The sequence below is a fragment of the Flavobacterium sp. TN-1 genome (assembly GCF_052828645.1).
Genome location: NZ_CM128253.1, coordinates 1345674 through 1358815, shown reverse-complemented (window position 1 = coordinate 1358815; position 13142 = coordinate 1345674). Strand labels below are relative to the sequence as shown.

General features: G+C 30.7%; 10 protein-coding genes. 3 read left to right on the top strand and 7 right to left on the bottom strand.

Annotation, left to right across the window (positions count from 1 at the left end):
- Positions 1-2: 2 nt before the first annotated feature.
- Complete coding sequence (sppA, locus tag ACUXZJ_RS05785; RefSeq protein WP_060383412.1) at positions 3-1772, top strand: signal peptide peptidase SppA; 1770 nt, start codon at positions 3-5, stop codon at positions 1770-1772.
- Between the two features lie 105 nt (positions 1773-1877).
- Positions 1878-4508: an AsmA family protein gene (locus ACUXZJ_RS05780; protein WP_446195986.1), complete on the top strand. Its 2631-nt coding sequence runs from the start codon at positions 1878-1880 to the stop codon at positions 4506-4508.
- 206 nt (positions 4509-4714) lie between these two features.
- On the opposite strand, the gene ACUXZJ_RS05775 is transcribed toward ACUXZJ_RS05780, so the two are convergent.
- Positions 4715-5509, bottom strand: a complete 795-nt coding sequence (locus tag ACUXZJ_RS05775; protein ID WP_060383414.1) for a DUF2797 domain-containing protein — start codon at positions 5507-5509, stop codon at positions 4715-4717.
- Positions 5510-5604: 95 nt separating this feature from the next.
- On the opposite strand from ACUXZJ_RS05775, the gene ACUXZJ_RS05770 reads away from it, so the two are divergent.
- Positions 5605-7116, top strand: coding sequence for a GH3 auxin-responsive promoter family protein (locus ACUXZJ_RS05770; protein ID WP_060383415.1), 1512 nt, complete (start codon positions 5605-5607; stop codon positions 7114-7116).
- A 166-nt stretch (positions 7117-7282) separates the two neighbouring features.
- On the opposite strand, the gene clpX is transcribed toward ACUXZJ_RS05770, so the two are convergent.
- The 6 genes from clpX to ACUXZJ_RS05740 all read right to left on the bottom strand — a co-directional run bounded on the left by clpX (position 7283) and on the right by ACUXZJ_RS05740 (position 13139).
- Entirely contained in the window at positions 7283-8515 is a 1233-nt protein-coding gene (gene clpX / locus ACUXZJ_RS05765; protein ID WP_060383416.1) for an ATP-dependent Clp protease ATP-binding subunit ClpX, read from the bottom strand.
- A 66-nt stretch (positions 8516-8581) separates the two neighbouring features.
- Positions 8582-9238 carry an ATP-dependent Clp endopeptidase proteolytic subunit ClpP gene (gene clpP / locus ACUXZJ_RS05760; RefSeq protein ID WP_014165004.1) on the bottom strand — a complete coding sequence of 219 codons (657 nt, stop codon included), beginning with the start codon at positions 9236-9238 and terminating at the stop codon, positions 8582-8584.
- 243 nt (positions 9239-9481) lie between these two features.
- A complete protein-coding gene (gene tig / locus ACUXZJ_RS05755; RefSeq protein ID WP_060383417.1) occupies positions 9482-10810 on the bottom strand; it encodes a trigger factor in 1329 nt (442 codons plus the stop codon).
- A 95-nt stretch (positions 10811-10905) separates the two neighbouring features.
- The gene (locus ACUXZJ_RS05750) at positions 10906-11244 is read right to left on the bottom strand and encodes a phage holin family protein (RefSeq protein WP_014165006.1); all 339 of its coding nucleotides are present in this window, start codon (positions 11242-11244) and stop codon (positions 10906-10908) included.
- A 35-nt stretch (positions 11245-11279) separates the two neighbouring features.
- Complete coding sequence (locus ACUXZJ_RS05745; RefSeq protein WP_060383418.1) at positions 11280-12065, bottom strand: alpha/beta fold hydrolase; 786 nt, start codon at positions 12063-12065, stop codon at positions 11280-11282.
- Between the two features lie 348 nt (positions 12066-12413).
- A complete protein-coding gene (locus ACUXZJ_RS05740) occupies positions 12414-13139 on the bottom strand; it encodes a pyridoxine 5'-phosphate synthase (RefSeq protein ID WP_060383419.1) in 726 nt (241 codons plus the stop codon).
- Positions 13140-13142: the final 3 nt, after the last annotated feature.

Here is a 13142-nt window from a genome sequence, read left to right as displayed (position 1 = left end):
CAATGAATTTTTTAAAGAATGTATTAGCAAGCATAATTGGGCTTTTTATATTTTGCATTATCTGCTTTTTTGGCATTATTATACTAAGTACATTAGTTGCTAGTGGAAAGGAAAAAGTTGAAATTCAAGATAATTCTGTACTGGTATTAAACTTAGAAAAAATAACAGAAGATTACGCTGGAAAATTCAATTATGAAGATATGCCCTTTTTAAATGAAAAAGGAAAAGGAGAAGGTCTTATAGACATATTAAAAGCAATTAAAGAAGCTAAAAACGATAGTAGAATAAGAGGTATTTCTATTTTAAACAACACTCTTCATTTAGGTACTGCTCAAACTAAAGCTCTTAGAGACGAGATAGAAAATTTCAGAAAATCAGGAAAGTTTGTTTTAGCGTACGGAAATAGCTATTCACAAAAAGAATATTACCTAAACTCTGTTGCCAGTACAGTTTATTTAAATCCTGTTGGAGAATTAGAATTTAAAGGATTATCAAGTGAAGTAATGTACTTCAAAGATTTTCAGGATAAAACAGGAATGAAAATGGAAATTATTCGACACGGAAAATACAAAAGTGCAGTTGAACCTTTTCTAACGAATACTATGAGTCCTGAAAATCGAGAACAAATTAGTGGTTTTTTAAATTCTATTTGGAATGCTATTACCGAAGATATCTCGAAATCAAGAAACATATCTGTAACGGACTTAAATTTAATAGCTACTGATTTATTGGCCCGTACTCCTGAGTTGGCAAAAAACAATAAGTTGATAGACATCATAGCCTATGAAGACGTATATCATCAGGACATCAAAAAAAGATTAAAAGTAGCTGAAAGTGAAGATTATAACACTGTAAATATTCTTGATTACTCAAAAGAACTAGCTAACAATGAAGAATTTAGTTTAGGTGAAAAAATTGCGATTATTTATGCACAGGGCGAAATAGGCTCAGGAGAAGGGGATCTAAATACCGTAGGAGAAGGTTCTATGAAAAGATCTTTAAAAGAAGCTCGTGAAGATCAAGATATAAAGGCTATTGTTCTACGAATTAACAGCCCTGGAGGAAGTGCTTTAACATCTGACCTAATATGGAGAGAAATAGAATTAACTAAAAAGGTAAAACCAGTCGTTGTTTCTATGGGTAATCTAGGCGCATCTGGTGGTTATTATATTGCTTGTAATGCTCATAAAATTTTTGCGGAAGCAAGTACAATAACAGGTTCTATTGGAGTTTTTGGGATGTTGCCTAATTTATCTGAAATCAGCAAACGATATGGAATTAATACAGAAACAGTAGAAACTCATAAAAACGCATCTGGATATAGTGTTTTTGAACCAATAGACACTGATTTTAGAAACTTTACACAAGAGGGCGTAGAAACCATCTATAAAACATTTGTAAACCGGGTAGCTAAAGGTCGCAAAATGACTTTTGAACAAGTAGATGCCATAGCACAAGGTCGCGTTTGGAGTGGCACAGACGCACTCAAAATTGGATTAGTAGACAAAATTGGAGGCTTAGATGATGCTATAACCTACGCAGCTACTCTTTCAAAAACAAAAAAATACAGCACTATTTCATATCCTGAATTTGAAAAAAATTTCCTTGATGAATTAGAAAAAAGTGGCTTTATGAGTTTCTTTAAAACACGTGAAAATCTGCTAAAGGAACAAGTTGGTGAAGAAGGTTTAGAAATGATTAATCAGATAAAACGAATGAATAATCGAAGAGGAATACAATTAATACTTCCTTATGAATTAAAAATAAATTAGCCTCTAACACAAAAATCCGTTTTCATATTAAAGCGGATTTTTTTTATGTATTTTTGTAAATAAACTAAAAAGTTTTACAACATACAATTTCAAAAAGATTACAAAATGAAAAAGAAAATTTTTATAGGTATTGGAGCCTCTCTCTTTATTATAATTGGCGTCTTAGCCTCCATTCCTTTATTTTTTAAGGATACAATAAAAGCTAAAATTCAGGAAACCATTAATGAAAATCTAAATGCTAAAGTTGCATTTGCCGATGCTGATATAAGCTTGTTCAAAAGTTTCCCAAAAGCTACCATTTCCTTAGAAAAATTCACAATCATTAATCATGCTCCTTTTGAAGGCGATACACTTGTTGCTTTTGATGAATTAAATCTAAAAATGTCCGTAACTGAACTTTGGAAAGACAAAAAAGAACCTATGTCGTTAGAGGCAATCAGTATTAAAAACGGTTTAGCCAACATCCTTTTCAATAAAGAAGGAAAAGGAAATTTTGATATTGCAAAAAAAACGAACGAACCTACTTCTTCTAATGAAAAGAGCGAACCTTTTTCAATGAACATACAAAATTATGCTGTTGAAAATTTTCGTTTCAAATTCTATGACGAGCGTTCTAAAATTAAAATGGTTTTAGATAGTATACAACATAGTGGAAAAGGTGACTTTGGCTCTCAAAAATTAGATTTACAAACTCAATCTGTTGCTAAAGTATCTCTTGATATGGATAAAATGAACTATATGAAAAATGTAGTTATAACATTAGATGCCGTATTAGGAATAGATCTATCTGCTAATAAGTATACATTTAAAGAAAATAAGGCAAAAATTAACGAACTCCCTCTTGAGTTCAATGGTTTTATACAAATGCTACAAGGAGAACAACTTTATGATTTAACCTTCAAAACCCCTACTTCTTCTTTTAAAAACTTCTTGGGTCTTGTACCTGCACAATATGCAGGCAATCTAGAAACAGTGAAAACTTCGGGTGATTTTACGATAAATGGAAAAGTAAAAGGAAAACTCAAAGAAAATATAATTCCTACATTTAATATTGCAATAGCATCTAACAATGCCTCTTTTCAGTATCCCCAACTTCCAAAATCAGTCCGAAATATTGTAATTGACACTAAAATAATTAACGATAGCGGTGCTTTAAGCGATACCTATGTAAATCTAGACCAATTATCTTTTCAAATAGATCAAGATGTTTTTAACGCAAAAGCATCTATCAAAAATGTAGCTACAAACCCAAATGTTAACGCAGCTCTAAAAGGAACTATTAATCTAGGTAATTTCACAAAAGCGTACCCTATAAAAATAGACAAACCGCTTTCTGGAATTCTAAAAGCAGATATAACAACAGAATTTAATATGCAAGCTGTTGAAAAGAACGAGTATGAAAAAATTAAAAATGCAGGCACTTTACATTTAACTGGATTTAACTATACTGGTCCTGAAATGGCTAAACCTGTTCAAATAAAACTAGCTCAAGTTAGTTTTAATAATAGTCAGATTAAACTGAATCAATTAGACATGAAAACAGGGAGTTCAGACTTAAAAATAAATGGTGTATTAGAAAATTTCTATGGCTTTTTCTTCAGAAAACAAACCTTAAAAGGTAATTTTAATATGGGGTCAACTCAATTATATGTAGCCGATTTTATGGCTCCTGCTCCAGTAAATTCAACAAACAAACCTAATTCAAGCACATCCAACAGCGAAGAAAATACTTCTTCCGTTAAAAAAGGAAAAAAAGAAGCGGTTAAAATACCTGCTTTTCTTGATTGTACAATTAGCGCAAAAGCAAACACAGTTGTATATGATAATTTAGCACTTAAAAATGTATCAGGTAAAATGATGATTAAAAATGAAACTGTTTCCTTACAAAACGTAAAAACAGACATTTTTAACGGCACTATTGGTTTTAATGGGCTTGTATCTACAAAAGGCAATACTCCAACGTTTAATATGAATTTAAATCTCGACAAGGTGGATATTACCCAATCTTTTACTCAATTAAATCTACTAAAAAATATCGCACCTATAGCAGGAGCTATCACTGGAAAACTTAATTCTACTATTAAGTTAAATGGTAATTTAGATGCTGTTGAATTAACTCCAGACATTAAGACTTTAACAGGTGACTTATTAGGACAATTACTTTCTGCTTCAATAAATGCTAATAATTCGCAAATGCTTAGTGCATTAGGATCTCAACTAAAATTCTTAGACATCAAAAAAATCAATTTAAATGATATTAAAGCCAATTTAGCATTTGATAAAGGACGTGTAATTGTTAAACCATTTAAAATAAAATATCAAGACATCGTAGCTGAAGTAGGTGGTACACATGGTTTTGATCAAAACATGAATTACAATATCAAATTAGATGTACCAGCCAAATATTTAGGAGGTGATGTAAATAAATTATTAGCGAAACTGAGTCCTAACGAAGCATCAAAAATTGAAAGTGTTCCTATTAACGCGTTGATGACAGGTAATTTTAAATCACCAAAAGTGACCACAGACCTAAAACAGGCAAGCTCTAACTTAGCCTTACAAATTGCTAAATCACAAAAAGACAAATATCTTAATCAGGGAGTTGACGCTCTTAGCAATATTCTAGGAGGAAATAAAAAAGGAAAAGACTCTACATCTACAAAAGACCCTAAAAAAGAAGCTATTAAAAACACTGCTAATCAAGTCCTTGAAGGTCTTTTTGGCAGAAGAAAATAACTAATTATTAAAAGCAAAAAACTATGGGTGTCTAAAAAAAGGATCAATTAGCATCTAGTTTATCTCTTACACAACAGGAAAAATCAGATTATCAACGTTATATAATTTGATTTTTCCTGTTCACTTTATTCACGCCTCCTTTTGGTTGAAATAAGTAGATTGTACCCTTTTGAACACCCTCAGTTTTTGTATTTTTTTATATGGTATTATAGCTCAATCTTTACTACATAACCTTCGTAGGTTCTAATATTAAAAACAGTATTATCTTCAAATATTAAATATTGTCCTTTAATTCCTTTTAAAATTCCTGTATAATGTGGTGTTTTTTCTAAATTCAAACTCATTACTTTTTTAGGATATTCTAAAACGGGGTACTGAATTTCATATAAATCATCTGCAACAGGGTGATAATACTCTTGTACCTCTTGGGGTAAAATAGACTGTAAATTATTACGTTCTAGTATCAAATCTACATCAGGCACTTCATTTTTCAGCATACGTTGCCAGTTCGTTTTATCCGCATATTTATTTTTCAACGCTACCTCTGTTATACCTGCCAAATAACGATTTGGAACTTCAACAATAGGAATAGCCTGTACAGCTCCCTGATCTATCCATCTAGTTGGTACTTGAGTTTTTCTTGTTACTCCTACCTTCACTTCGCTAGACAAAGCTAAATACACTACATGAGGCTGTAATTGTACTTTTTTTTCATATTCTAGATCACGATCTTCAACATCTAAATGAGCTTTACTTAATTCTGGTTTCATAATCCAATCACCCGCCGATGCACTTGCCATAAAACAATCATAACAAAAACCTTGTCTAAAAATTTTTTTTTCTTTCCCGCATTCTAGACATTGATAACCAAGATGTAAAAATGTTATTGGCTTACCTAATAACTGATTAATATTTAAAAAGGAGTTTTCAAGAACTAGATAATATTCAATAGGATTAACAAATTCTGTCTGCATTTTGGTAAGTACACCTTGAAATGTCATAGTGATTTTAGATTTTAGATTTTAGATAACCTTTTTTTTTATATTTTAGCGTAAAGTTATAATTCAAAATTCAAAATTCAAAATTCACGATTATAATGCCTTTACCAATTATAAATTCTATTGCCTCTTGGGTTTTAAAACAACGTATTCATCAGATAGAACTTTTTTTAAAATATCCAAATGAAGTACAAGAAGAACTGCTGACAAACCTAATTCGTCAATCAGAAAACACCATAGTTGGTAAAATATATGATTTCCAATCAATAAAAACATATCACACTTTTCAAGAAAGAGTCCCTATTTCATGCTATGAAGATTTAGAGCCTTTAATTGAACGTACACGCAAAGGAGAGCAAAATGTTTTTTGGCATCAACCCATTAAATGGTTTGCTAAATCAAGTGGAACAACTAATGCAAAAAGTAAATATATTCCTGTAAGTAATGAAGCTCTTGAAAACTGTCATTATAAAGGCAGTAAAGATTTACTTTGCATGTATCTTAATAATAACGAAAACTCTCAGCTTTTTACAGGAAAAAGCCTTCGTTTAGGAGGCAGTAAACAGCTTTATGAAGACAATAATACTTTCTTTGGCGATTTATCTGCTATTCTTATTGATAATATGCCTTTTTGGGCTGAGTTCAGCAGTACCCCATCCAATAAAACCTCTTTAATGAGTGAATGGGAAACGAAACTTTTAGCAATTGTTAACGAAACTAAAACCGAAAATGTGACCAGTTTTGCGGGGGTTCCATCTTGGATGATGGTATTACTTAACAAACTTATGGAAGAAACTGGCAAAACAAATCTATTTGCAGTTTGGCCTAATCTAGAGGTATATTTTCACGGTGGTGTAAGTTTTGAGCCATATCGTGAACAGTATAAAAAGATACTTCCTAATCCTGACTTTAAATACTATGAAATATATAATGCTTCTGAAGGTTTTTTTGCCATACAAGACCTCAATAATTCGAGCGACTTATTACTAATGTTAGATTATGGTATTTTTTATGAATTTATACCTATGGATACATACGGTACTGTAGATCAAAAAATAGTACGTCTAGCAGAGGTAGAACTTTATAAAAACTATGCTGTTGTAATTACTACTAATGCAGGCTTATGGCGTTATTTAATTGGCGATACTGTTCGATTTACCTCTTTATCCCCTTATAGAATTCGGATTACAGGACGAACCAAACATCATATTAATGTATTTGGAGAAGAATTAATGGTTGAAAACACTGATAAAGCGTTGGCAAAAACCTGCCAACTAACGAACTGTGAAATAAAAGATTATACTGTTGCTCCTATTTTTATGAATGGAAAAGAAAAAGGGGCTCATGAATGGGTTATTGAATTTAAGACTCAACCTAAATGTATTGATCAATTTAGTCAAATTTTAGATCAAAGTATACAATCATTAAATTCTGATTATGAAGCTAAACGGTATAACAATATGACTTTAAATCCTCTAAAAGTTAATATAGCTCGTGAAAATTTATTTTATGATTGGTTAAAGGAAAAAGGAAAATTGGGTGGTCAAAACAAAATACCTCGCTTATCAAATTCTCGTGAGTACTTAGAGAGTCTCTTAAAAATTCAGTAATTTAATTTCTGCAAAGTTTATTTCAAAATCTTTATTTTTTTTATTTTGTTAACTCTAATGAATAACTAAAAAACTGTCTAAAAACTCACTAACTCCTCATCTTATTAAAAAATGATTGTTGTTATTTTAAATTTTCAGACAGTCTATTTATGATTATAAAAAAAGTTTATGATGCAATTTCTAAACGCTTAAGCAAATTCTTATTAAGAGCTACTTCCACGTATTTTTTATCTACATTTAAGAGTTTTTCATCTGAACTTGGTATCTCATACATTGCATCTGTTAGAACAGCCTCACATAACGAGCGTAAACCACGCGCGCCTAGTTTATATTCTAATGCTTTGTCTACAATAAAGTCCAATGCTTCATCACTAATATTAAACTCGATTTCATCCATAGCAAACAATTTTTTATATTGTTTTATGAGTGCATTTTTAGGCTCTGTTAGAATAGCACGCAAAGTGGCCTTATCTAAAGGATCCATGTGTGTTAATACTGGTAATCGTCCTATTATTTCAGGAATTAATCCAAAATCTTTAATATCTTTTGGAATTATATACTGCAACAAATTGGATTCATCTATCTTATCTGTTTCTTTAGATGCTCCGAAGCCCATTGCTTGACGATTTAAACGTTTTGATATAATACGTTCTACCCCATCAAAAGCTCCTCCTGCAATAAATAATATATCCTTAGTATTAACTTCTACAAATTTTTGATCAGGATGTTTACGTCCTCCTTTTGGAGGAACATTAACTACAGTTCCTTCTAACAACTTTAACATGGCTTGTTGTACTCCTTCACCAGAAACATCACGTGTAATAGATGGATTATCGCTCTTACGTGCAATTTTATCAATCTCATCAATAAAGACAATACCTCGTTCTGCTCTTGTTACATCATAATCCGCTGCCTGTAATAAACGAGTTAAAATACTTTCTACATCTTCTCCTACATAACCTGCCTCAGTTAGTACTGTGGCATCTACTATTGCTAGTGGCACATCTAACATTTTGGCAATTGTTTTGGCTACCAAAGTTTTTCCTGTACCTGTTTGACCTACCATAATAATGTTTGATTTTTCAATTTCAACATCATCTCCGTGATCTAATTGCATTAAACGTTTATAGTGGTTATATACTGCAACTGAAATAACTTTTTTGGTTTGTTCTTGTCCTATAACATATTTATCTAAAAAAGCTCTAATATCTTTTGGTTTTTGCAGAACTAAATCGGTTATTTTAGCAGACAAACCACTTGCTTTTAATTCTTCTAAAACAATTCCATGTGCTTGCTCTATACAATGGTCGCATATATGTGCATCAATACCTGCAATTAATAAATTAGTTTCAGGCTTTCTCCTTCCGCAGAAGGAACATTCTAAAATTTCTTTTGCCATTATTTAAGTTTAATGTCATAAAGTTCAGAATCTAAGATCAAAGACTCTGAACTTTAGACGAAAAATTTATCTTCTTAAAACTTCATCAATCATTCCGTATTCTTTTGCTTCATCGGCTTTCATCCAATAATCTCGCTCAGAATCTTTATATACTTTTTCGAAAGGTTGCTTTGAATGATGTGAAATAATTTGATATAATTCATCTTTCAATTTTAACATTTCTTTCAAATTTATTTCCATATCGGTTGCTACACCTTGTGCTCCGCCAGAAGGTTGATGAATCATTACTCTTGAATGTGGTAAAGCAGAACGTTTTCCTTCCGCACCTGCACATAAAAGTACGGCTCCCATAGATGCTGCCATACCTGTACAAATAGTTGCTACATCAGGTTTTACAAACTGCATAGTATCATAAATACCTAAACCTGCATATACACTTCCTCCTGGAGAGTTAATATATATTTGAATATCTTTGGAAGCATCTACACTTTCTAAGAACAACAACTGTGCTTGAATGATATTAGCCATATAATCATCTACTCCTGTTCCCATAAAAATGATTCGATCCATCATCAAGCGTGAAAAAACATCTAACTGGGAAATATTTAATTGACGTTCTTCAATTACATAAGGAGTCATGCTACTTACGATTTTATCATAGTACATACTATTTACTCCGTGATGCTTGGTAGCATATTTTTTAAATTCTTTACCGTAATTCATTTACTAATTAGTTTAAAAGTTTAGAGGTTTAAAGTTTAAATTTATAGGATTAAACGATTTAAACTTATTACAATTTTTAGACCTTTTTATTCCTAATGACAGTTTGTCAATAAAAAAGCGTCAAATAAAACATTTGACGCTCAAACTTACGTATTTTTTTATGATTTTTCTTTAAGAAAATCTAAAAGTTTACAGAAGTAAATTCTTTCTTTTAATTATTTTTAAAGTATATAATTCTGTGTATTAGATTTCACCATACATGGCTTTAACGAACTCATCATAAGTAACTTCTTTAGTAGATGTATTTAATTTTTCTTTAAATACATTCAATAATCTTTCACTCATTACTTGTTCTGACAAACGACGAACTTCTTCTTGATTTGTCATTACACGGTTCACGATATTATCTACATCTTCTTGTGAAGGATCTAACTGACCAAATTGTGCCATTTGTTTTTTAATAATATCACTAGCGTATGTTTTTAAATCTTCAAAAGTTACTTGTAGATTATTAGAGGTAATGATCTTGCTTTCGATTAATTGATAACGTAAACCGTTTTCAGAACGGGCATACTCAACTTCTGCTTGTTCAGCTGTTAATGGTGTTTCTCCAACTGTTTGAATCCATCTCTTTAAGAATTCAGTTGGCAACTCAACTTGATGATTTTTGATTAAATATTCTGTTGCATCATTATAAAACTTTTGATCTGCTTGTTGTGCGAAAGTTTTCTCTGCATCTTCTTTAATTTTAGCTTTTAGGTCTTCTACTGAGGTTACATTTCCTTCGCCAAATAATTTATCAAATAATTCTTGATTTAATTCAGCTGGTTCTGTTGTTGTAACTTCTTCAATTTTAAAGTCTACAGTAATATCTAAACCATGAACATCATCATGACCTAAACCTAAATAGTCCATTAATTTATGATCATCATTAAATAATCCTTTTGTAGGTATAGCCACTATATCTCCTGCTTTTTTACCGATAAAAGATTCTGCAACTGCTTTATTTTCAAAAATGTCTAGAGTGATTTGAGCAGGTTTATTAATTCCTTTTTCTTCATTTACAAAAACACCGCGAATATCATCTTCTTTAGCGATTACGTCTTTAGAAGACATTTTTCCAAATTGTTTTTGAATTCTAATTACTTGCTCATCTAATAATTTATCATCTGCTACAATATTGTAATAGGTCAAATCTTCAGATCCTTCTAACTTCACGTCAAATTCAGGAGCTAAACCTAATTCAAATTCAAATTTAAAATCATCAGCATCCCAATTAAAATCTTCCGTAAATTTAGGAAGTGGATTTCCTAAGATATCTAATTTTTCTTCTACTAAAAACTTATTTAAACTTTCTTGAATTAACTTATTTACCTCCTCAGCTAAAACCGCTTTACCGTATTGTTTTTGCACTAAAGACATTGGCACTTGACCTTTACGGAAACCTGGTATATTCGCGTTTTTACGGTAGTTTTGCAAAACTTTCTCTACCTTTTCAGCATAATCATTCTTTGCAACTTCTACAGTTACCACTGCGTTTAACGCATCAATATTGGTTTTTGTAATATTCATTATATATGTTTTTTACGTACTAAATTTGGGTGGCAAAATTACATAATTTATACCACCCAACAAATTTTATTTTATCAAAATCAACTTACTAATTTTTAGTCTTTTATAAACTTATACAACACCCATTGTGAAACAGACATCAAGACACTAAAAATAAGGGCTGTAACAAACGATTCTACAACAAATCCATCTACCAATTTAGCACACAAAAGAACCATTCCTGCATTAATAACTAGTAAAAAAATCCCCAATGTAAAAAACGTAATAGGCAAAGTAAAGAAAACTAATATTGGCTTTAAAAAGGTATTTAAAACCCCTAAAACAAAGGCTACAACAAAAGCTGTTGTAATATCTTTAAAATGTACTTCTTTCATAAAATAAGAAAGCACTATTACAATTAGCGTTGATATTAAGAATTTTTGCAATAATTTCATTTTTATATATGGTTTAAAATATTATTTTTTTATTTCTAAAACGTATTTGAAGAAAAACGCTCCAAAAAACACAACGTTTTTTCTAAAAAATCTTTTGGATTTTCCGCATGCAACCAATGACCTGCATTGGATACACTTACTATTTCTGCTTTGGGAAAATGATGATAAATTGTTTCAAAATCGCTATCTAAAATATAATCTGATTTATCCCCTCGCAAAAATAGGGTTTTTTTAGTAAAATGGTTTTCAAATGGTAAAGCTTCGCCTATAACAGAGGTGTTTTCTATAAATACTTTTAAATTAAATCGAAAACCCAATTGTCCTGATTCAATCCAATATAAATTCTTTAATAAAAATTGTCTAGTTCCCAAATCTTTTATATGTTTTGAAATGACTTCTTCTACATCTGAACGTGATGGCTTCACTGAAAAATCAACGGCGTTTAAGGCTTCTAAGATGGTTTGATGATGTGGTGCGTAATATTTAGGCCCTATATCCGCCACTATTAATTCATCTACTAAATCTGGATAATTTGTAGCTAAAAGCATGGCTACTTTCCCTCCCATTGAATGTCCTATTACGGATATATTGGATATTTTTTTTTCTTTACAATAACATACTACGTCTTGCATCATAAAATCATAACTCCAATCATTCGTATGGAAACTTTTCCCGTGATTACGCATATCCAAAGCATGCACTTCAAAACCTTGTTCTGCATATTGAGAGGCTAAGGTTTTCCAGTTATCTGACATCCCCAGAAATCCATGAATAATAACTAAAACCTTTCCTTCTCCTTGTATATTACTATGTAATTTCATATTTATTTCTTTGTTTTCTCAAACACATTTTTAAAATAACTAAAATATAAATCTAAAGTTTTATATTTTTTAACCATACCTAATTTAACTTTCTAAATAAGCGTTAGAAAAAAAGAAATCTATTGATCTTATTTTGCAGTCTTTTATATGAGGAATGTTAAATATTTTTCATCTTCTTCTACAAAAGCTATTTTATTTAGGATTTAAATTAGAGTTTTATATTTAGTATCTTTTGATATTTCCTCTACTAAATCATCTATAATACACACTACTCAACGGAAAAAAAACTAGGATTACAAACTTTATTTTCCCATTAAACCAGAAAATTATTATTATTTAATGATTAATTTACTTTAATTTTCTCAAATACATGTTTACTACATTTTCTAACCCTAAATACAATGATTCAGAGATTAACGCATGACCAATAGATACTTCTAGCAAACCTGGGATATTTTGATTAAAAAATTCAATATTATCTAGACTTAAATCATGACCTGCATTAATTCCTAAATTTAATTCATTTGATAATTCAGCCGCCTCTATATAAGGTAAAATTGCTTTTTCATTTCCTAAACTATATTGATGAGCAAAAGTTTCAGTATATAATTCAATTCTATCAGTTCCTGTTTCTTTTGCTCCTTCTATCATTTTTAATATTGGATCTACAAAAATAGAAGTTCTAATACCGTTGCGCTTAAACTCAGCAATTACTTCTCTCAAATATGTTTGATTTGAAATAGTATCCCAACCAGCATTAGATGTTAATGCTCCAATTGCATCAGGAACTAGAGTTACTTGAGTAGGCTTACATTCTAAAACTAAATCAATAAAATTATGCTGCGGATTTCCTTCAATATTATATTCTGTATAAACTACATCTTTTAAATCACGTGCATCTTGATAGCGAATATGTCGTTCATCCGGACGGGGATGTATTGTAATTCCCTGTGCACCAAATTCTTGAATACGCTTAGCTCCTTCTAGTACATTTGGTGTATTTCCTCCTCTAGAATTACGCAACGTAGCCATCTTATTTATGTTTACACTGAGTTTACAGTTATTTTGAATCATTTG